At 55.7% G+C, this 21,283-nt stretch carries 19 protein-coding genes and 1 pseudogene; 11 read left to right on the top strand and 9 right to left on the bottom strand.

Annotation, left to right across the window (positions count from 1 at the left end; genetic code table 11):
• The first annotated feature begins 16 nt into the window (after positions 1-16).
• Complete coding sequence (gene recR / locus PN477_RS20270; protein ID WP_272120405.1) at positions 17-610, top strand: recombination mediator RecR; 594 nt, start codon at positions 17-19, stop codon at positions 608-610.
• 196 nt (positions 611-806) lie between these two features.
• The gene (locus tag PN477_RS20265) at positions 807-1,388 is read left to right on the top strand and encodes a Uma2 family endonuclease (protein ID WP_272120401.1); all 582 of its coding nucleotides are present in this window, start codon (positions 807-809) and stop codon (positions 1,386-1,388) included.
• Positions 1,389-1,402: 14 nt separating this feature from the next.
• On the opposite strand, the gene PN477_RS20260 is transcribed toward PN477_RS20265, so the two are convergent.
• Positions 1,403-1,918 (bottom strand): TolB family protein, encoded by a 516-nt coding sequence (locus PN477_RS20260; RefSeq protein ID WP_334310563.1) that lies wholly within the window; start codon positions 1,916-1,918, stop codon positions 1,403-1,405.
• A 13-nt stretch (positions 1,919-1,931) separates the two neighbouring features.
• Complete coding sequence (pedR, locus tag PN477_RS20255; protein WP_272117024.1) at positions 1,932-2,210, bottom strand: photosynthetic electron transport-dependent transcriptional regulator PedR; 279 nt, start codon at positions 2,208-2,210, stop codon at positions 1,932-1,934.
• A 114-nt stretch (positions 2,211-2,324) separates the two neighbouring features.
• Here pedR and PN477_RS20250 point away from each other — a divergent pair, with 114 nt between their 5' ends.
• Together PN477_RS20250 and PN477_RS20245 are read left to right on the top strand one after the other, a co-directional pair.
• The gene (locus PN477_RS20250; RefSeq protein ID WP_272117022.1) at positions 2,325-3,296 is read left to right on the top strand and encodes a carbohydrate kinase family protein; all 972 of its coding nucleotides are present in this window, start codon (positions 2,325-2,327) and stop codon (positions 3,294-3,296) included.
• A gap of 110 nt (positions 3,297-3,406) precedes the next feature.
• Positions 3,407-4,843: a dihydrolipoyl dehydrogenase family protein gene (locus PN477_RS20245; RefSeq protein WP_272117020.1), complete on the top strand. Its 1,437-nt coding sequence runs from the start codon at positions 3,407-3,409 to the stop codon at positions 4,841-4,843.
• 38 nt (positions 4,844-4,881) lie between these two features.
• Here PN477_RS20245 and PN477_RS20240 read toward each other — a convergent pair whose 3' ends face one another.
• The 3 genes from PN477_RS20240 to PN477_RS20230 all read right to left on the bottom strand — a co-directional run bounded on the left by PN477_RS20240 (position 4,882) and on the right by PN477_RS20230 (position 8,904).
• Positions 4,882-5,544, bottom strand: coding sequence for a DUF4276 family protein (locus PN477_RS20240; RefSeq protein WP_272117018.1), 663 nt, complete (start codon positions 5,542-5,544; stop codon positions 4,882-4,884).
• Positions 5,545-5,678: 134 nt separating this feature from the next.
• On the bottom strand, positions 5,679-6,968 hold the full coding sequence (locus PN477_RS20235) for an AAA family ATPase (protein ID WP_272117017.1): 1,290 nt from the start codon (positions 6,966-6,968) through the stop codon (positions 5,679-5,681).
• A gap of 22 nt (positions 6,969-6,990) precedes the next feature.
• Positions 6,991-8,904, bottom strand: a complete 1,914-nt coding sequence (locus PN477_RS20230) for a S9 family peptidase (protein ID WP_272117015.1) — start codon at positions 8,902-8,904, stop codon at positions 6,991-6,993.
• A gap of 208 nt (positions 8,905-9,112) precedes the next feature.
• On the opposite strand from PN477_RS20230, the gene PN477_RS20225 reads away from it, so the two are divergent.
• Genes PN477_RS20225 through bioF form a run of 3 tightly spaced genes read left to right on the top strand, consistent with a single transcriptional unit; the run spans position 9,113 to position 11,080 of the window.
• Positions 9,113-9,595: a J domain-containing protein gene (locus PN477_RS20225; protein WP_272117013.1), complete on the top strand. Its 483-nt coding sequence runs from the start codon at positions 9,113-9,115 to the stop codon at positions 9,593-9,595.
• Between the two features lie 15 nt (positions 9,596-9,610).
• On the top strand, positions 9,611-9,886 hold the full coding sequence (locus PN477_RS20220; protein ID WP_272117012.1) for a DUF3143 domain-containing protein: 276 nt from the start codon (positions 9,611-9,613) through the stop codon (positions 9,884-9,886).
• Between the two features lie 45 nt (positions 9,887-9,931).
• Positions 9,932-11,080 (top strand): 8-amino-7-oxononanoate synthase, encoded by a 1,149-nt coding sequence (gene bioF, locus PN477_RS20215; RefSeq protein WP_272117010.1) that lies wholly within the window; start codon positions 9,932-9,934, stop codon positions 11,078-11,080.
• Between the two features lie 141 nt (positions 11,081-11,221).
• On the opposite strand, the gene PN477_RS20210 is transcribed toward bioF, so the two are convergent.
• Positions 11,222-14,230, bottom strand: a complete 3,009-nt coding sequence (locus tag PN477_RS20210) for a plasmid replication protein, CyRepA1 family (protein WP_272117008.1) — start codon at positions 14,228-14,230, stop codon at positions 11,222-11,224.
• Positions 14,231-14,521: 291 nt separating this feature from the next.
• The gene (locus PN477_RS20205) at positions 14,522-16,486 is read right to left on the bottom strand and encodes a CHASE2 domain-containing protein (RefSeq protein WP_272117006.1); all 1,965 of its coding nucleotides are present in this window, start codon (positions 16,484-16,486) and stop codon (positions 14,522-14,524) included.
• Between the two features lie 222 nt (positions 16,487-16,708).
• Between PN477_RS20205 and PN477_RS20200 the strand changes: the two genes are divergently transcribed.
• The 3 genes from PN477_RS20200 (at position 16,709) to PN477_RS20190 (ending at position 19,893) form a co-directional block, all read left to right on the top strand.
• The gene (locus PN477_RS20200; protein WP_272117004.1) at positions 16,709-18,091 is read left to right on the top strand and encodes a folate/biopterin family MFS transporter; all 1,383 of its coding nucleotides are present in this window, start codon (positions 16,709-16,711) and stop codon (positions 18,089-18,091) included.
• Positions 18,092-18,196: 105 nt separating this feature from the next.
• Entirely contained in the window at positions 18,197-19,696 is a 1,500-nt protein-coding gene (locus tag PN477_RS20195) for a carotenoid oxygenase family protein (protein ID WP_272117002.1), read from the top strand.
• A complete protein-coding gene (locus PN477_RS20190) occupies positions 19,696-19,893 on the top strand; it encodes a hypothetical protein (RefSeq protein ID WP_272117000.1) in 198 nt (65 codons plus the stop codon). The genes PN477_RS20195 and PN477_RS20190 overlap by 1 nt, the downstream gene beginning before the upstream one ends.
• Here the strand turns inward: PN477_RS20190 and PN477_RS20185 are convergent.
• On the bottom strand, positions 19,875-20,507 hold the full coding sequence (locus PN477_RS20185) for a Uma2 family endonuclease (RefSeq protein WP_272116998.1): 633 nt from the start codon (positions 20,505-20,507) through the stop codon (positions 19,875-19,877). The two genes, PN477_RS20190 and PN477_RS20185, sit on opposite strands and share 19 nt — an antisense overlap.
• 20 nt (positions 20,508-20,527) lie before the next feature.
• On the opposite strand from PN477_RS20185, the gene PN477_RS20180 reads away from it, so the two are divergent.
• The gene (locus PN477_RS20180; RefSeq protein ID WP_272147584.1) at positions 20,528-20,677 is read left to right on the top strand and encodes a hypothetical protein; all 150 of its coding nucleotides are present in this window, start codon (positions 20,528-20,530) and stop codon (positions 20,675-20,677) included.
• Between the two features lie 59 nt (positions 20,678-20,736).
• Here PN477_RS20180 and PN477_RS20985 read toward each other — a convergent pair.
• Positions 20,737-20,880, bottom strand: a pseudogene (locus tag PN477_RS20985) (phage integrase N-terminal SAM-like domain-containing protein); the annotation flags it as partial.
• Positions 20,881-21,283 lie beyond the last annotated feature (403 nt).

Here is a 21,283-nt window from a genome sequence, read left to right as displayed (position 1 = left end):
CGAAAGGAGTTGAACCATTTATACGCCGCCCCTTGCCCGGTTAATTGAACAGTTACAAAAACTGCCCAGCGTTGGCCCGAAGACGGCCCAACGTCTCGCCCTGCATATTCTCAAACGGCCAGCGGCAGAGGCGGACGAATTGGCGGCGGCGATCGTCAATGCCCGCCATCAGGTGGGCCTGTGCCAAACCTGTTTTCATCTCTCGGCGGAGCCGGTCTGTTCGATTTGTAGCGATCGCACCCGTGACCCCCATACCCTCTGCGTCGTCGCCGATTCCCGCGATGTGATTGCCCTGGAAAAAACCCGCGAATATCGGGGCCGCTACCATGTCCTCGGCGGGGTCATTTCCCCCATGGACGGCATCGGCCCCGATCAACTCAGCATCCAACCCCTGATCCGCCGCGCCAGCAAAGCCGACATCACCGAAATCATCCTCGCCATTAGCCCCAGCGTCGAAGGCGAAACCACCACTCTCTACATCAGTCAACTGGTGAAACCCTTCGTCAAAGTCACCCAAATCGCCTTTGGGTTGCCCATGGGGGGCGACCTGGAATATGCCGACGAAGTGACCCTAGCGCGAGCCTTAGAAGGACGGCGCGAACTGCTCTAACTCAACTTTTCCCCTCATATCCTCAGGATTTACGCAGGGACACACACAAACAAGGGGCTTAAGCCCCTTGCCTCAACGAAAAACTGAGAGATTGGCCAGAAATTTGCGTAAGTCCTGATCCTGTGAACCCATTGCTAAATATGCCAAGGTAAGAGCGTAACCCTTGACCATCAACATATCCCGGAGGTCTAGCACCATGGCGATCGCTGCGTCTGAACCCAAAACCTACACCGCCGAAGCCTATCTCGCCTTAGAAGTAGCATCCGAACACCGTAATGAATATCGCGATGGAGACATTATTCCCATGACAGGTGGAACCCCTACTCACAACGAATTGAACAGTATCTTTAACGCCCTGCTGCGCGTTGCGCTTAAAGGTCAACCCTATTGCATTTTCATCACGGATCAGCGGTTGTGGATTCCAGACAAAAATATCTACACCTATCCCGACACCATGGTGACCCCGCGCCCGGTGGAGTTGAAACCGGGTCGCACGGATACGGTGATGAATCCGATTGTGGTGGCGGAAGTGTTGTCACCCTCTACGCAACAGTACGATCGCGCCGAAAAATTCGCGGCCTATCGCACCATTCCCAGCATCCAGGACTATCTCCTCATCGCCCAAGATCAACCCCAGGTTGAACAATATGTGAAACAAACGGCAAAGGAATGGTTATACATTGACCACCAGGGCACAGACGCAACGCTGACCCTGCGATCGCTCAATGTGGAGATTGCGTTAGCGGATTTGTATGAGGCGATTTTTCCACGGGATTAATTTCCTCATGAGGATCAAGGAGCCGGCGTTTGGGGTGGGAGGGAGGTGGGGGCTTCAACGCCGCGATCGAACACTTCGATATCCCATTGGCCGGTGCGGTTGGTGCTGTAGGCGACGAAACGACCATTGCCGCTGATCGTGGGGTGACGGGCTTCGCCGGGGAGATCGCGGGTGAGGGGTTCGGCGCGGAGACTTTGGCGATCGTAGAGAAATACATCGGGTTTGCCGTATTGTTCCGACACATAGACAAGATAACGACCATCGGCGCTGATGTCGGGTTGATCGGTGAAGATGCCCTGTTGATTCAGGCCGGGGAGGGGGATCAGTTGGCGACGCTGGAGATCGTAGAGGAAGACGCGCTGTTGGCCGCGCCGGTCTGAGGTGAAGACGAGGTATTGACCACTGTAGGAGAGGCGGGGCTGTTGATCGGCGGCGCGACTGTTGAGGGTGGCTCCAAAGGGGACGGGCGGCGGTGCGATCGCAGTGCGAGCGCGACAACCACTGATCCACAGTATCCCTAGCAAACCCACGCGAAAACCCCCGTTAAGCTTGACCATTCACCGGCTGCGATGTGGGCAAAACACAACAATTCACCTCATCTAAACAGACCTTGCCCCATTGCAGCGCCCAACGGACGAGGGCGACACGATTGCCCATGGCTGTTTTGGTCAGAATATTACTGATATGGTTGTCTACTGTTCGCTTACTGATGGCGAGTTTTTCGGCAATATCTTGATTGGTCAGCCCATTGGCGACCAGTTCAATGATTTGCACTTCTCGCTCAGATAGTGTTATGGAGTTTGAAGGATGAGATTCAGTCATGAAAACAAGCCTAAATAGTGATTTTTACTTACCCTATTCTAGAGAATGTTTACCTTCTGAATCGTAGTCTGGGTTCAGAATGTTGTAGTTTTTTATACTTTGCCGAGTAAAAGTATGGTGCGTGTGATCGGGATTGGCGAATTACTGTGGGATGCCCTGGCCGTGGAGGCGGGAATCGCACCTGAGGCGGTGACGCACTGGACAAAACAGGTGGGTGGGGCCCCGGCAAATGTGGTGTGGGGTTTGAATCGCTTGGGAACCTCGGCGGCGCTCCTGGGGTGTGTTGGCACGGATGCGGCGGGTCAGGAGTTACTGCATCGCTATCGGGCGGCAGGGTTTGAGATGGCGGGGATGCAGTCTCACCCCACGGCTCCCACTCGTGAGGTGTACGTGACGCGCACGGAGACGGGCGATCGCACCTTTGCCGGGTTTGGCGATCGCAATCCCGCCGATTTTGCCGATGCCCAATTAGACGGGGATCAGTTTCCCCTCGCGCTGTTCCAAGCCGCTGATGTTTTGGTGTTGGGGACGATCGCCCTCGCCTATCCCACCAGTCGGGCGGCCCTGTGGCGGGCGTTGGACTTGGCAGATCAGTATCATCTCCGGATTGTGCTGGATGTGAATTGGCGACCGATGTTTTGGCCCGATCCCACCGCTGCCCCGGAGTTAATCGCTGAACTCTGGCCACGGGTGGATTTTGTCAAACTCGCCCAGGAAGAGGCGCACCTCTTTTTCAACACCACCCATCCGGCGGCGATCGCGGAATATTTAGACAGTGTGGAAGGGGTCATGGTCACCCAGGGGGGCGAAGGCGCGATCGCCTATTGTCTTTCGGAAAATGTCGGCCAGGTTGATCCGTTTACTGTGCCCGTCGTGGATACCACGGGCGCGGGGGATGGGTTCGTGGCGGGCTTCGTCCATCAACTCTGTGCCCAAGGGGTGACCAGTTTAGGCGATCCGGACAAAGCAAAAGCGATCGTCACCTATGCCGCCGCCGTCGGAGCGTTGACGACCCAAAAATTAGGCGCGATCGCTGCCCTCCCCACCGCCAACGATGTCCAAACCTTCCTCCATCGCCACCATTAAAACCCCCTCTCAGCAAAGATTCAGTATCTTTTCAGTGCTTCTGCCGGAATTCCTGACTACACTGACGATCAAAACGAGCTTACAGATCTGAGCGTTGGGAGGAGAATAGCATGGCAGTGGATTACGATTTGGTGATTATTGGGGGCGGTTCCGGTGGGTTGGTGGTGGCCAGTGCTGCCGCCCAATTAAACGCGAAAGTGGCTCTGGTGGAAAAAGACAAGCTCGGCGGCGATTGCCTTTGGCATGGCTGTGTCCCAAGTAAATCCCTGATCCATGCGGCCCGCGTTGCCTACGACACCCGCCACGGTTCCCGGTTTGGGGTCTATGCTGACCCGCCCCGGATTAACTTCCGCGAAGCCATGGGCCATGTCCATAACGTGATCCAAACCATTGAACCCCACGATTCCCCGGAACGGTTTCGCAGCCTGGGGGTGGAGGTGATTTTTGGCTCTGGGCAATTTTGCGATCGCACCAGCTTCGAGGTCAACGGCCGCCGCCTCACCGCCCGCGCCTTCGTGATCTCCACCGGATCGCGCCCTGCCATTCCCCCCGTTGATGGCCTCACCGAGGCCGGATTCATCACCAACGAGCAAGTCTTCACCCTCACCGAATGCCCCAAAACCCTCGCGTTAATCGGTGCGGGGCCGATTGGTTGTGAACTGGGCCAAGCCCTCCATCGTTTGGGGGCGAAAGTGACGATTCTGTCCAGTCGCGATCGCATCCTCCCCAAAGAAGACCCCGACGCTGCGATCGTCATTGAAAAACAACTCGCATCCGAAGGCATCCGCATTCTCAACAACACCCGCGCCGAAAAAGTCCGCATCATCGACGGCAAAAAACACATCTGGGCTGCCGGGGAAGAAATCAGCGTCGATGAAATCCTCGTCTCCGCTGGTCGCCTCCCCAACGTGGACAGCCTCAACCTCACCGCCGCCGGAGTCACCTACGACAAAACCGGCGTTAACGTCGATGCCGCCCTGCGCACCAGCAACCCCCGCATCTACGCCTGCGGCGACGTGATCGGCGGCTATCAATTCACCCACGTTGCGGGCTACGAAGCCGTTTACGTCCTCACCAATGCCCTATTTTCGCCCCTCAAACGCTTCTTCCCCAGCAAAGTCAACTATCGCGTCATCCCCTGGGCCACCTTCACCGACCCCGAACTGGCACGAGTCGGCCTGAGCGAACCCCAGGCCCGCGATCGCTACGGCGACGACATCACGATCCTCAAACAACCCTTTTCCGGCGTTGACCGCGCCCAAGCCGAAGGAGCCACCGACGGATTTTGTAAAATCATCACTCGCAAAAACGGTGAAATCCTCGGCGCTCACATGGTCGGCCCCATGGCCGGCGAACTGATCCATGAAATCGTCCTCGCCATGGCCAACAAACTCCCCGTCTCCAAACTCACCGGCATCCACATCTACCCCACCCTCGCCGAAGTCAGCAGCAAAACCGCCCTCCTCCACCAAAAACAACGCTACGCCCAACAAACCGGCTTACAAACTTTTCTGCGCAACCTCTTCACCTTCTTCCGCCGCTTTTGATGGGATGATTCAGACGGTCATGGGATGCGATCGCTGTTCTAACGAGATGCGATCGCCCGGCGCAGCTTGTCCCGAAAATAACAAAAACTAGGCGATCGATTTTGATCAATATCCATATATTGGGGAATCGTCTCGGCCCACACCATTTTTTCTTGGCCGACTCGTCCCCCACCTTGGCGCGTCAACCATTTTGACCCACCAGATGCGATCGCATCCGCTAACACTTCCCAAGTGCCACAAATCGCATCATTTTCATAGGAATTCAAAACAGACTCTTTCGCCTGTGGATATGCGGATTTAATCGCATTGAAATCCCCTAAATACCATGCCTCACCCTCCTCAATCGCAAGGCAAAAATACGTTTCTGGCTGAGGTATTGAACGCTCTAAGCAGGCGATTAACTCTTGGCGAAACCGATGTAAACAGCGATCATCCAAATCACAAATAATCATCAATACGGCAGGATAGCTCGTAGGATACTTGGCAAATGTTTGACCATAGCCCTGAATCAGTCGAGGCAGTTGATCGAGCAACACTCGTTTTTTAGGATCTAGATTAGGGTTCAGGTTTGGCGGAATACGCCCAGTTCCTTTATAGGCGTGAACGGTAAAAGTATGTTGATCACAATCGATAATTTTCGGAATGAGAATCTCTAGGGCCGTTTTTCCTGATTGATCTTCAATCAAAACTTCAAAATGCATATAGCGATCCTAAATCAATCGAAGATCTTATCTCCTCATCAACAAGGGGCTTAAGCCCTTTGCCTGTTCATAAATCAAATAACAAGGGGCTTAAGCCCCTTGCCTGTTCATGAATCAAATAGGATTACTATACATTATCTTGAGTCTAGGTAATCACTATACCAAAGCCCACCTAAAGGCAGACCCTGATCCACAAAACTCTGAATTAAAGGATCATCGCTAGCCCGCTTCATTCTTGAAAACCCATCCTCTCCTTTCTCAAGAACCCAAACTTCATCCGGTTGTAGCGCATCCACAAAATAGGGCTGATGTGTTGTAATAAAAACTTGAGACCCCCCCTTTCTTCCGGTGGCATGGTTCCGAAATTCCTGAGCCAAGGTTTCGAGTAACTTATGATACAAACCGTTTTCCGGTTCTTCAATGCAAATAAATGGGGGGGGCGATGGATCTTCTAACAGGAGTAAATAAGCAAAAACTTTTAATGTTCCATCCGACATCTGCTGAACATAGAACGGATCATCAAACCCTTTATCATTGAACTTCAGTAAGAGCCGACCATCGGGGCTTTTTTCTGTACTTATTTGATGAATTCCCGGTATTTTTCGTGAAATACTCTCAAGCACCGCACGGAATTTTCGCGGATGCTCTCGCTCCATAAATTGCACCACATTTCCTAAATTATCGCCGTGAATATTAAGATGTTTTTGCGGCCCTGCCAAAGGCAAACTACGAGCCGCATCAGGCGTAAAGTAACTGAGATACCACCCTTCAATAAATCTCCGAAATAGGGTAATGCGAGGGTGTTGCTTTAATGCGCCTAATGTCGCGATACCGAGACGGCGCTGATCACTCAATTCAACGACCTCAGTTTCCTTACTTTCTTCAGAATTACTCTGATTAAGCTGCTCAATGAGTGTGATCAAATCGAAGAGTTCTTGGTCTTCATTCACTTGTTGTCCTTCTTCGTCTCCTTTCCAGGCTACCCCTTTTCCTTCGTTGAGCATTAAAAATGAAAACGGCCAGCCTGTTTTTTGCCCCTTCCGTCGCTGCCGGAGTCGTTCCTTTTTGACAAAGGGCCGACCCGATGCATCAAGATCAATGGCGAGTTCATAGGTGATGGGGCGTGAAGTTTGATCTTCTTTGTAATAGAGTTCAAAGTCAATACTGCCATTTTCTCCCTGAGACCGAATACGCTGAAATCCCCCGCGCCCCCGTGCATCACAGGCTTCTTCTACACCATTTTTTAGACAATCTGCCAAAAACCCAAAGGCATCAAAAAGGGTACTTTTGCCCGCTCCATTTTTACCAATCACGGCGGTCATGGGGGTGAGGGATTTTTTGGTTTGACTATTCCAGAGTTTGCCGAGGGTGATGTTTTTGAGGGTGCGGTAGTTTTTGATTTTAATGCCTTCAATTCCGGCCATGGTGGAGTTGTTCTATTTTGGGTTAGTCGGGGAGATTGACAATTTCGATGGGGGGGAGGGGATCGGCGGGGGTGAAGTTGAAGACGCGGCTGTAGAAGTAGAATTCGCCGTCGAGGGCGCGTTTGATGTTTTCGGCTTTGCGGAAGCCGTGTTGTTCGCCTTCAAAGGGGACATAGGCGACGGGGAGACCTTTGGTTTTGAGGGCGTTGACCATGAGTTCGGCTTGGTTGGGGGGGACGACTTTGTCTTCGAGGCCTTGGAAGAAGATGACGGGACAGGCGAGGTGTTCGGTGTGGTGGATGGGCGATCGCGCTTCATACACGGCTTTCTCTGCGGGGTATTTGCCGATCAATCCGTCAAGGTAGCGGGCTTCAAACTTGTGGGTATCTTTCGCGAGGGCTTCGAGGTCGCTCACGCCGTAGTAGCTCGCGCCGGCTTTGAACACATCTTTAAACGTCAAGGCCGCGAGGGTGGTGTAGCCGCCCGCACTGCCGCCGGCGATCGCTAACCGTTCGCGATCCACTCGGCCCTGCTCGGCAAGATAAACCGCCACATTCGTACAGTCATCCACATCCACAATCCCCCAATTGCCGTTTAAGCGTTGACGATAGGCGCGTCCGTAGCCGGTGCTGCCGCCATAGTTCACATCCACATAGGCAAAGCCGCGACTCGTCCAATATTGAATCCGCAGGTTGAGGGTGGCTGAGGCGGCGGCGGTGGGCCCGCCGTGGCTTTTCACCAGGAGGGGCGGGCGTTCGCCGTCGGGGGCGGTGTAGTCTTGGTTTTGGGGGGGGTAATACCAGGCGTGGGCGGTTTGGCCGTCGGTGGTGGGAAAGGCGATCGCTTCTGGGCTGGAGAGATAGCCGGGGTCAACGGTGAGGCTGCTGGCGCTTTTCAGGGTTTGATACGCGCCGCTGGTGAGGTCGAGGCGGATCAGTTGGGTGGGTTGGGTGGGGGAACCGGCGATCGCATAGACCACATCGCCGCTAATTTGCAGCGATCCCAAACTCGTAAAGGGTAGATCGACCGGGGTTAATGTGCCGCTGCGGAGATCCAACTGAGCGAGGTAGTCCTGGCCGTTTTGGCTATAGGTGCAAATCAGGTTCTGGGCATCTCGAAAGCGGTAGGGCTGCACACCAAAGACCCAATGGGGGTAGCCAAATTCTGCCGCCTGTTCATAAACAAGCTCAATCCCGCCCTGATCGCGATACAGATTCCACCAATTATTGCGATCGCTGACAAAATATAGCACCCCATCCGGTGACCACAACGGCGCACAGATCGATTCGGTCTTGCTCCCCGCCACGCGGCGCGGTAGCCCCAATTTTCCCGGCGCGTCAAATTCCGCCACCCAAAGCTGTGTCCCGTCCCAGGGCATTTGGGGATGATGCCAATCCACCCAGGCCAGGCGTGAGCCATCGGGACTGAGACGGGGCGAGGCGTAGAAATCGCTGCCGGTGACGATGGGGGTAACGGCTCCGGTGGCGAGGTCAATACTGACCAGTAAATTGCGCGGCTCGTGGCCGCCTTGGCTGTGGTCTTCGCCCACGGCAATGAGGCGGTTGCGATCGCGATCCAGTTGCATTTCAGCGTAGCGGTGCTGATTTTCTGGGGTGAGGGGTTGGGGTTCTGCCCCCGGCGCGTGGCGATAGATGCGTTGATCGGCAAAATTGACAAAATAAATCACCCCATCGGCAATTAACGACGCACCGCCGCCGTATTCATGAACCCGCGATCGCACATTAAACGGCGCTGGCGTGCAATCCTGCTCTCCCTGGGCTTGCACAATCACCGTCCGCCCCCCTTCCGAGGGCCGACTTTCCACCCAATACAAAGCCTCTCCATCGAGGGCGACTCCTCCCAACCCGATGGAACTCGACACAATCAAATCAGACGTAATCGGAGATTGCCACGTACCAAAGGGAGCCGTATTCATAGGGGTTTTTAGGAATCAGGAACGATCAAAGCATGACTGGCCAATATTCTACGGGGGATTGTCCCTCGGTAGTGAGCTTGATTCCACAGAATATTCAGATCGAGAAGATCTCCCACCCTCAGGGCAGCGACGGCGATCGCCACCGGGCCCTGCTCAACCGAGACGGGGCGATCGTCGTTAGAATAGGTCAGAATTTTCTGTTGTTGCTATGGCCTCAGAGTCTGATCATCGCCCGCCCACCCCAGAAACCCGAATTCTCAACAGCTACTATGGGATCTTGGGGATTCATCCCTCTGCATCGGTGCTCGAAATCCGGCGCACCTATCGAGACTTGAGCAAAAAATACCACCCCGACACCACCGAATTACCCCAAGCCGTGGCCACGGCCAAGTTTCAACAACTCAACGAAGCCTACGCCACCCTGAGCAATCCCCAACGCCGTTTGCTCTATGATGCTCAAATTGGCTATTCTCGCTGGAACGTGATTCAGCCCGATCCCCCCGATTGGTCAGATGCTGCGGATCAAGATTGGCCCCGATCGGCCTATCTCGACCCCAGCGATCGCCCCCTATCCTCCGGGGAACTCTTCGCCCTCTGTATCTTAGGGGTGACGTTTCTCGGTTGTTTGCTCGTCGCGATCGCCGTTGGTCTCGCCCAAGGAGATACCGCGTTTCAACTGCCCACCCCGTAACTCAAGACCGAACCCATGACTGCCCTACCCACCCCCGAAACTCCCCTCTATAACCACCCCCTCCCCGCCCTCGAACAGTGGCTCACCACCATGGGCTGTCACCAAGACCGCGACCAACTCAACCGCTGGACGATCGCCTGTCCCACCTGGCAAGCGGAAATTCTCTTAGAAGTCGAAGAAGTATCGGTGCGCTACATCGATGCGGGGGAAGGGATGAAGGATATTGTGCGATCGTTTAAATATTCCCTCAGTCGCAACGATGTGGAAGCGGCCGTGTTCTCCGGCCCCTAGAATGCGATCGATAGGTTGTGAGGTAGAGGAGTTCTTTTAACGGGCATGGCTGACCCTTATGGATGGTTGGAAAAATCCTTGGCGACGATTCGGCGGGCGCAGTGGCATCGGGCGGTGAAGCCGTTGGCGGGGAAGGCGGGGCCGATGATTGCTCTGGAGGGGCGATCGCTGCTCAATTTTGCCAGTAATGATTATCTGGGGTTGGCGGGGGATGAACGGCTGATCGCGGCGGCGATCGCGGCGGTGCGCACCTATGGGACGGGCAGCACGGGATCGCGCCTCACCAGTGGCCAGCGGGAGATTCATCAGGCCCTCGAAACCGCGATCGCCGCTCTCAAGCAGACCGAAGCCGCCCTTGTGTTTAGCTCTGGTTATTTGGCCAATCTGGGGGCGATCGCGGCGTTGATGGGCCCACGGGATTTGATTGTGGGCGATCAGTATAACCATTCCAGCCTCAAGGCCGGGGCAACTCTGAGCGGCGCGACGGTGATTGATTTTGCCCATAATGATCTCGCGGATCTGGCCGCCCAATTGGAGCAGCACCGCCCCCACCATCGCCGCTGCCTGATCACCGCCGATAGCGTCTTTAGTATGGATGGGGATCTCTGCCCGTTGCCGGGTATTCTCTCCCTGGGGCGAGACTATGACGCGATGGTGTTGGTGGATGAAGCCCATGGGACGGGGGTGATGGGAGCAACGGGGGCGGGGGTGGTGGAGCATTTTGGTTGTACAGGACAGCCGTTGATTCAGGTGGGGACGCTGAGTAAGGCTCTGGGGAGTTTGGGGGGGTATGTGGCGGGGTCGGCGTTGGTGATTGATTTTCTGCGCAATCGGGCCCCCAGTTGGATCTATACGACGGGGCTATCGCCGGGGGATACGGCGGCGGCGTTGGCAGCGGTGCAGGTGGTGAAGACAGAACCGGAACGGCGATCGCACCTCTGGCGCAATGTGGCCCAATTGCGAGACATTCTAGGGGCAACGTTTGACCTGCTCCCCTCGGAATCCCCGATTCTCTGTGCGAAGATGGCGAGTCCCGCAGCGGCGTTACAGATGTCGGCCCAGTTGAGCGATCGCGGCATTTTCGTCCCCGCCATTCGTCCCCCCACCGTTCCCACCAGTCGCCTCCGCTTTTCGGTGATGGCCACCCATACGCCGGCCCAGTTAGAACAAGTGCGGCAGGCGTTGCCGGGGTGAGCGATCGGAGCAGGAATGAGCCAGAGGCTCACACTACCAATTGCTGTCATTCCCTGGAGTGCGAGCTTCTAGCTCGCTGCCCTAATTAGGGGGAGCAATTGCAGGTAGGTCAACATTTGCACGTTATGGATCAGCAGTCGCTCACGCGAAGAGGCTTAACTGTTCATAGCCCTCATCTGATGGCGCGAGGCCTAGGGATGACGGTTGTTCCGGCCAGCCGTCGGGGTCGCAGGGGGTTTCGCGTTGGAGCCAGGCGGCGAAGACGGCAGCGCGGCCATCGTTGGGGGGTTCGATTTGGTAGACGCGGATGCGCTTACTGCGGCTGCGTTTGGTTTTGCCGGGGATGCGTTGGCCTTCGCACTTGATGCACTGCACCCCATAGCCCAATTGTTCTAAACAACGCCGCAAAATCAAGACCGCACTGGAATTTTTGGCAATGCCGACCCCAAGAGCGGCTTTGATGAAGGTGCGATTGGCGATCGCTAACTGTTGCAGCGCCACTAAATCCGCGTCGGTGTTGCGAAGCTGGCGCTGGGGATTGTTCAACAGCGTTGAAATTCCTAAAACATCAAGCGTGCCAATCACCGCCCCCAACTGCGACCGATTAAAGTCCGGCGCAAAAATGGCCCCATCTCCCTGCAAGATCATCTGTTGGGCGAGGTTCGCATCCCGTTCCGTCAGGTAGGGACGGCCCAGGGTGAGGTAGTAATGGAGGCGCAGTTGTTGATACCAGCCATGGTCATCCCGTTCCACGAGATCCGGCGTGACTTCAATGCCGTAGCGGAGTTTGAGGTCATGTTTGCGCACTTGGCGGCGTTGCTCTGGGGTTTTGACCAGTTGTTTTTTGAGGTGTTGATAGTCGGGGGTGGTGAGGTCGGCAGCGGTGGCGATCGCACTACATTCGTCGTGATAGTTGCGATCGCGCACCTCCGCCACCACATCCCCCAAGGAGGGGCTAGGCTCTGGGTCACCGTCTGCCGTCGTCTCTGGCAGGGGCAAGGGTTCCAGCACCGGGATCAGGTGATGGCCTTCGCCCCGGAGTGCCGCTAAAACGCGATCGCGGTAGTGGGTCATCGCCGCATTGACCCGCACCGCCAACTGCGCCCAACAGAGCAACGATTCCGCCTGAAACCCCGTTTCAAGATCATCTAACCCCGTGAGATCCGACTGTTGCAAGAGGCGGATATTCAGTTGGGTGAGGCGTTGCCCAGAATCGAGGAGAGAGGCGATCGACGTAGACCCATTCCCCACCGTATTAAACCCAAAGGGCGCGATCCACAGATGCCGCGACACATTTTCCCGCACCCGACTCAAGGCCTGCCGCACCGAATTTTCCGCCTGCACCCCCTGGGCAATCCCCCACACCGAGGTGAAATGTCCCCGCAGATCAATACTCACCCCCGTTTCCAAACAGGGACTGGTTAGCACCACATCATACTGCTGCAAGAGAACATCAAGTTGCTCCAAACATTGGGCGGCGGGATGGGTAGCATCGGCGAGGGATTCCGAATCAATGCGGAGGATTTTCAGGGTGGGAAACTGTTGGCACAGATAGGCTTCGAGGTTGGAGGTTCCCCATTGGCTGCGCACTTTTTGCGCCGATAGACAGACGAAGGGCTTGCCGCCGTCCCGAATGTGCTGCTCTAGATCGTGAACGAGGCGATCGGGGGTGGGGTCGGAATAGTGATAAACGTCCCAGGCTTCGGTGGTGGGTTGCCAACGGTTTTCGACGATGAACGGGGTCAAATCCACCCCCGCGAGGGATCGAAGGTAGTCAATGGATACATCGCTGAGATCCGCATCGGCCACATAGACCTGACCCCGCCCCCCCAAGACGTTTTGCATCAGGGTTTTGAAGGATTTTAAGATGGCGACGCGGTTGCCGCTACAGGTGCTGGAGTTTAAGCCATGCCAGAGGACTTGCTCAATTTCATCAATAATCACCACGCCATCTTGCCAGTCGGCGGCGTTAAAACTGGCGCGGGAATGGGGATGCAGTGAATCAATGCAGAGACCATAACCGCCGGTGGAGCCGTCGGGGTGGGTTTGGACTTCGCTGATGTATTGGAGGCCGAACCGTTGGCAGAGGTCTTCCACGAGGCGGACGCGGTGACCGATGACGAGCACCCATTGGTGACGGGCGATCGCATCGGCTACCACTTTCTCTAAAAACTGGGTTTTGCCGGTTCCCTTGGGGGATTTAATCCCAATTAATTGGGCTTGGTGGGGAATGCTGAGGGGGGGAATGTAGCGATCGTTGAGGGAAATTTGGGCCGGGTGGGTGAGTTGGGTGAAGGTGGTGGCCTTCCAGGTTTCAAAGGGCAGCGCCTCACGATAGGCGGCTTCAAATTGGGCTTGGCCCATCTGGGCAATCAGATCATCGACACCTTTACCATCTTGGGCATCCCAGGACACAATCCGCACCTCACAATCTTGCTGATCGAGGAGATAGGCGGTTTGGCGGATCGCGGCGTTGACGGCTTTGATCGTGTGGGGTTTGCGGTCTTGGTCGAAGACGATGTACACCGGGCGGCGTTGGGCGAGTTTGGCCAGTTGGGGGATGAGGCGCGATCGCCCCGTGCGTTCTCCGTGATCATTGCGGGGGGTACGATAGCCGCCATTGACTCCCGGCAGGGCGATCGCCGCAAACCCAGCGGTGAGCAATGCCCCGGCCTTTTTCGCCCCTTCAGTTAAACACAGGGGAATATCAGGATGATCAGCGAACCATTGCCAAAACGCGGTATCCGAATGGGTAGCGGCATCGTAGGGATGATCATAACGAGCGGCGATTTTTTGGGCGATGTGGAGGGGAACCCGCAGGGCGAACACTCCCGTTTCAGCCTGGGGCGGGTGTTCGTACTTGATCACTTTGCGGCGATCGGCACTGTGGCGCGGGGTAATCGGTTTAAAACAGCCCCAAAGGTCTTCGTTGCCGGTGAGCAGATCCACCCCAGAACACCACCAGCCGCCTTGGTCTAAATGGTGGTAACGGTTGAGGATGCGATCGCGCAATCGCCCATCATTCCGGCGGGGCAGCGTGTCGGCATAGAACAAATAATCGTAGCTACTATTGCCGGTTAACGCACGGACGTTTAATTGGGTGAGTTCATGATCCACGCCACTCGCGGCCCATTCCTGTAGATGATTCATGGTGTGTGACTCTCCCTTCTCTGATGCGGACTCTTATCCTACGCTATATCTAGCGTATCAGATTGTTTTTTTTATAAAAAACACCAGATGCAGATAAGTTCCGGCAACGTGCGGCTCTGGGTCAATGCCCCACGGGACGCGCACCAACGACGGGAAATTCATTGTAGAGCATGATCCCACAGGCAATCCCACTATTGCCAACGCAAGATCGGCATCACCTCCGGCAACTCCGCAATTGCGCCTGCTTGCGGCTTTGCTGATGTTGCTGCTCAACGATTGCCTGAGGCGCGATTAAAGGACGGCTTCTTCGGGGATGAGATGCTTAACGACGCGGAAGACTTCGATCATCTGTTGCTTGCCTTTGAGGGCGAGGGGCCCCCAGCCTTCCACCTCGAAGCGATCGCCTAAATATTGGAGGGTTTCTTTAGCGATCAGGACGCGGCAATCGGTGGGTTGGCGGTGTTTTTCGCAGGATTCGAGGCGAGAGGCGGTATTGACACTATCCCCCAATACGCCGTATTCAAGGCGGTCTTTGCCACCGAGGGAACCGACGACGACAGGGCCGGTAAAAATGCCGATCCGCATTTGAATGTCGGGGAGGCCTTGGTCATGGTTGCGTTGGTTGAGGGCGGTGAGGCGATCGCTAATCGCCAAGGCACAATACACCGCATGTTGGGCATCGAGTTCCACCTCGGCCTTTTGAATCCGGGACAGGGGCACGCCGAAAATGGCCAGCACGCCATCGCCGGTAAATTTATTCACAATGCCCTCACGGGACAGGACTTCGGAGGTGATTTCGCCCAAAATATCATTGAGCCAATCGAGCAGTTCTTCCGGCTCCATCTTTTCTGAGACGGTGCTAAACCCTTTGATATCGAGGAAGAGAATCGTGGCCGTGAGACGAATCCCCGGCAGTTTCCCGGCCTTGAGGAGTTTATCGCGGCCTTGCCAGAGGGCTTCGGCAATTTCCGGGGAGGTGTTTTGACCGAGCAACTGCATGACGATTTGGCGGCGGCAATGGTCATCGTAGGATTGATAGGTGACGATCAAGGCGGCCGTGAGCAATACTCCCAGGACGGGGGTAATGATCGGTATCCACAGGGATTGGGTGGCGAACAGGGCGAAGCCACCGCCGAGGATGAGCACGATGCCGCCGCCGATGCAACTGATCAGGAGGATGGGGTGTCGGAGTCGCCAGGCAACAATGCTGCTGAGGAGGGCGCTGGCGATGAGGCTGACCACTTCGGCCCAGGCGGGCCAAAACCGAAAGAGGGGGCGATCGCCTAAGGCCGCATCAATAATCTGACTCACCACCTGGGCATGAATCACCACGCCGGGAACCTTACCATCCCCGGAGAGGTTGACACTGTGGGGCGTGGGCTTGCGATCGAGCAAACTCGTGGCACTGCTGCCGATCAAGACGATGCGATCGCGCACCAACTCCGGATCAACCTCGCCCGCCAACACATCACTAAGGGTCACAGTAGCGATCGCCTCCTCCGCCCCCCGATAGTTCAACAGCATCTGATAGCCCCCCGCATCCGCCTGCTCATAGCCCCCCGACGTGGGCGTTAGCTGCAAAAACGGCGCATCCCCCAACTGCACCGTATTGGCATAACGCGGACTCTCGATCGGCTCAATCCCCTCCGCCGCCAAATAGCGCAGGGCCAACTGCATCCCCAACGCCGTCCCCACCGCTCCATCCGGTCGCGGCAAATAGAGAAACGCCCGCCGCACCACATTATCCAAATCCGTCGGCAAATTATTAAACCCCACCTGTTCCGGCGGTGAGGCAGGCGGCGGCGGAACGGCTTCCAACGTCCCCACCGGAATCGTCTCGATCGTCACCACATTGCTAGCTTGGAGTTGTTCCGTCAGTGCCTCAGATCCCGGCTCGACCGCAAACTCCCGATACAGATCCAACCCAATTACACGGGGTTGCTGCGCCTGTAAATTACGGAGCACCTCTGCCAGCACCGCATCCGTCAGCGGCCAGCGTTTTTGGGCTTGAAGATCAGCCTCGGTGATCGCTACCACCGTGATCCGCTCATCGGGCGGCAGTTCCGGAGACTGGCGCACCATCAGGTCATACATCGCCAGTTCTAGCCGCTCTAACCCTCCGATCGCCCTCACCCCCAACAGGCTCCCCGACACAATCACCACCGACACCACAGCAACGTTAAAGCCCGTCCAATCCGGCAATCGCTCTTGAATACGGCTGAACAGTGGGGGCAATTTTGAGAGTTGGCGTTCCATAGGAAGGAGGAAGGAGGGGGGATGTCGTCACAATGCCGGAAAGACTGACCATTCAGCCGCTTTTTTCTCTACGCACCCCATAAATCGAAATCAGCCGTCTATGATATGAAAAGTGACAAAACTTAAAAAAAATTTACTCTTGGTACACTATAAATAACCACTCAAGACGCATTTGCCCGTCTCCGCATCACCAAGATTCTGTTGCACGAATTCACATACTCTATGGTTAGCTCCGCATCCAGTCTGGATCGCTTTAAACAGTCATTGATCAAAAAGGTCTTATTTGGGAATGAACCGACCCCCGAACTGATTGCCATTTTAACGGTTTATTTTGTCCAAGGAATTTTAGGACTCTCCCGCCTCGCCGTCAGTTTTTTCCTCAAGGATGAGCTACACCTCAGTCCGGCCCAGGTGGCGGCCTTGGGTGGGGTGGCGGCGTTGCCTTGGGTGATTAAGCCGGTGTTTGGCTTTTTGTCTGATGGGTTTCCGCTGTTTCGCTATCGGCGGCGGCCCTATCTAATCCTGTCGGGGATTTTGGGGATGGCGGCGTGGTTGTCCTTGGCGATGGTGGTGAATTCGGCAGTAACGGCGACGGCGGCCATGCTGGTGGCTTCCCTGTCGGTGGCGATTAGTGACGTGATCGCGGATTCGGTGGTGGTGGAGCGGGTGCGCCATCAAACCAACAGCGAGGCGGGATCGCTCCAGTCCTTAAGCTGGGGGGTTTCGGCGCTGGGGGGGCTGGTGACGGCCTATCTCAGCGGCTGGCTGTTGGATGCGTTCAGTATCCAGGTGGTGTTTTACATCACGGCAACGTTTCCGCTGCTGGTGTCGCTGGTGGCCTGGTGGATTGTGGAGCAGCCGGTGGCGAGCGATCGCAACCATCTCGCCCTCGTCCGCGAACAAGGCCGCAACCTCTGGCAGGCTGTGCGTCAAAAAGCCATTTGGCTCCCGACGCTCTTTGTCTTTCTCTGGCAGGCGACCCCATCGGGCGAATCGGCGTTTTTCTTTTTCATGACCAATGAATTAGGCTTTGAAGCGGAATTCTTGGGCCGGGTGCGCCTGGTGACGAGCTTGGCCTCGTTGGTGGGGATTTGGATGTATCAGCGGTTCTTGCGGGCTGTGCCGTTCCGGGTGATTCTCGGCTGGTCTACGGTGATTGCGGCGGGTTTGGGCATGACGATGTTGCTCCTCGTCACCCATGCCAATCGCGCCCTAGGGATCGATGACCATTGGTTCAGCTTGGGGGATAGCTTAATCTTGACGGTGGTGGGCCAGATCACGTTTATGCCGGTGTTGGTGCTGTCGGCGCGACTCTGCCCGCCGGGGGTGGAGGCGACGCTGTTTGCGCTGTTGATGTCGGTGTGGAATTTGTCTAATTTAACCTCCCAAGAGTTGGGGGCACTGTTGACCCAGGTGTTGGGGGTGACGGAAACCAATTTTGACAACCTCTGGCTGCTGGTGGTGCTGACCAATCTTTCGACGCTGCTGCCGTTGCCGTTTTTGGGCTGGTTGCCCGCAGGCGAACCGGAACCGGAGGCGATCGCGCCCCCGTCCCCTCCCACTGAACCGGTCACCACCCCGCCGGAACCCGTTTTGCGATCGTAGTTCGATTGCGTTGGGATTAGTTGCGATCGCTGCAACTCTGACACGGTGGGCATGACCCACGTTGAAAAACCTGTACTTTACTCGCTTATTTTTGGATTGTCTATCATGCAAACTCTCGATTCTGCCGCGACCACAACGCCCTATTTTGACCGTAAAGACTGGCAACGGGGCTACGAATCCCAACGCCAGGAAATCAGTACCGTTGTCGATCGCATCACTGGCACGATTCCCCCGGAATTGACCGGGACGTTATTTCGGAACGGGCCCGGCTTGCTAGATATCAATGGCGAACCGATTCATCACCCCTTTGATGGGGATGGCATGGTGTGCGCGATCGCCTTTCGAGACGGTCACGCCTATTTTCAAAACCGCTTCGTCCGCACCGAAGGCTATGTCAAAGAACAGGCCGCCGAGAAAAGCCTCTATCGCGGCGTGTTTGGGACGAAACGCTCCGGGGGGTGGCTGGCAAATCTGTTTAATTTGAACATTAAAAATATTGCCAATACGAATGTGCTCTATTGGGGCGATCGCCTCCTCGCCCTCTGGGAAGGCGGCAAACCCCACCGCCTCAACCCCCACAGCCTCGAAACCCTCGGCCTCGATGACCTCGATGGCATCCTGGATAAAGGCGGCTCCTTTTCCGCCCATCCCCGCATTGACCCCGCCAGCGTCCTAGATGACGGCCAGCCCTGCCTCGTTAACTTCTCGATCAGCCCCGGCCCCGTCACCACCCTCAACCTCTACGAACTCGATCCCGACGGCAAACTGTTACGCAAGCAATCCCACCCCGTCCCCGGTTTTGCCTTCATCCACGACTTCGCCATCACCCCCCATTACGCCTTCTTCTTCCAAAACCCGGTACAGTTCAACCCCCTCCCCTTCCTCCTCGGCCAACGGGGCGCGGCGGAATGTATCAAATTCCAACCCGACCAAGACACGAAGGTGATCATCGTCCCCCGTGATCCCAACTCCAACCGTACCGTCCAAACCTTGAACGTCCGCGCCGGGTTTATTTTCCACCATGCCAATGCCTGGGAAGAGAACGAGGATGCGATCGGGATTGACTCGATCTGTTATGCAGATTTCCCGGAAGTGGAGCCGGATTCTGATTTTCGGGAGATTGATTTCACGAAAATTGATCCGGGTCAGTTGTGGCGTTTCCGGTTTGATCTGCGCACCCGTGCCGCGACGGCCCACTTGATCGAATCCCGCTGTGTGGAATTTCCTTCCATCCATCCCGATCACGAAGGGCGCAGCTATCGCTATACCTACCTCGCTGCGGCGGCCCTCCCCACGGGTCACGCTCCCCATCAAGCTCTCCTTAAACATGACTTTGCCACGGGAACGCAGCAGTTTTACTGCTTCGGGCCGTGTCAGTTTGTGACGGAGCCGGTTTTTGTGCCCAAACCGGGCGAGACCGATGAAGATGCGGGCTGGGTGCTGATGATGGTGTACGATGCCGATCGCCACGGGTCGGATTTGGCTATTTTTAACGCCCAGGATCTCGAAGCCGGCGCGATCGCTACCCTCCATTTCCCCCTCCACATCCCCTTCGGCCTCCATGGCAATTGGACGGATCAGGTTTTCTGGTCCAACGCGGCGTAGTGCAACCCCGCCGACCTCAACCCTGGCTCACTGTCATCGGAATCATCTTTGTGGTTTTGCTGTTGTCGGTGGCGGGGTTGAATGCAATGCTGGTGCGGGGGCGCGATCGCTTTGATCACGGCTGTTTACGCTGGGAGGATGGCGTGGAAGTATTTTGCCATGATGTTGACAGCGAAATTCACTGGCGCAGTTTCTGACGGAAGGCTCGCAGGGCGGGGCTTCTCCCGATCGCGCCACTGTGGTCTAAGGCTTCAGCCACCCAGTCTAAAATCGGTAGATCGGGAAACGTGGGGCTACGGTCTGAGGGTTGATATTCCCCCGATCGCAGGACATAAATCGTCAGGGTGCGATCGTAAATCCAGAGTTCAGGAACACCTAAGCGGGTGTAGGCTTCGAGTTGTGTTTTCGAGGTGACATCCACTTCAATGGCCAGATCAGGCGGGGGATCAATGGCTAGATTGAGCCGCTCTTTACCGATCATCATGTGATGATTTTGAATGTAAAAACAGTCATCGGGTTCAATGCCATAATTCATCTCTTGACGTTTAAACGTAATTGAGCCAAAATATTCACAATCCATCTCTAATTCTTCGAGGAGGATTTTGATCATGTCCCCGATCATCGATTTCGCCCGTTCATGTTTGGGTAGCGGCATTCTGATTTCCAAGCGTCCGTTGCTGTAGGCGATGCGGCTTGACCGTTTTTCGCCCAGTTCGGTGAGGATGGCTTCAAATTCTGCCCAGTCGCGGGTATGGATGAGGAGGCGTTGGCCGGGGGGAATATCGAGTTGGCACAGTTGGAGTGTGACCATGGTTGAGGGGGTGGGGTTGAATGAACCACAGAGGCACGGAAGATCGGGAGGGGTTCGGGCTGGGAGGGGCTGAGGCTTATATTTTAGGCGATACCCCCGCCGCCGGGAGCGATCGCAATGCAAGCGGGGGATTGTATTGCGATCGTCGCCGTACTTCCCAACTTCTCTGACAATGCCCTGATTGATTTTGCGGTAGCAACTGTTTTGTACAGTTTTCCGGTGCGCCCATCGTTCTGGGGTGGCGTTTCTGGTGAAACAGGATGAAGCCTCGGATGTAGTACAAGTAGGACTTCTCCGTTTTATGGCTGAGATGCCGACAACGGGCAGTTTGACGAACGCAGTCAAGAAGCTTGGGCTGCTGTGGTGTTTCCATCGCATTTACTTTCATTGCGGTAGAAATTCCCATATTGTGGTGTTATCCAGCACTTGCGGAATAACACCCCATAATACCGGAGTTAGACCGCACATGCTTGACAACACCCCACTGAGGGGAGTTATCCCGCACCTGCGGTCTAATAGATAGTTAGCCCTCTTAACTCTCGGTTGAGACTGTATCGTAAAATTGCCGCTAGGCATTCAGCCATATGATTAGTTCCTTAAGTTCAGCAAGAGTTGGAACTGTAGTCTAAATTACATTTATCTTAAATGTGCAAAGAAGACTCCCACTATAAAGCGAGTCCGAGTAGAGTTACCGAAGGTAACGGCGGACGTGCCTTTTAGTGGCGAGATGAATTTGCACCAACAAACAAACCGAGCGACAGCGAGTCCTTAATTTT

It is taken from the genome of Spirulina subsalsa CS-330 (assembly GCF_028330765.1).
In the GTDB taxonomy this organism is placed as follows: Bacteria; Cyanobacteriota; Cyanobacteriia; order Cyanobacteriales; family Spirulinaceae; genus Spirulina; species Spirulina subsalsa_A.
This window is presented reverse-complemented; position numbering and strand designations above follow the sequence as displayed.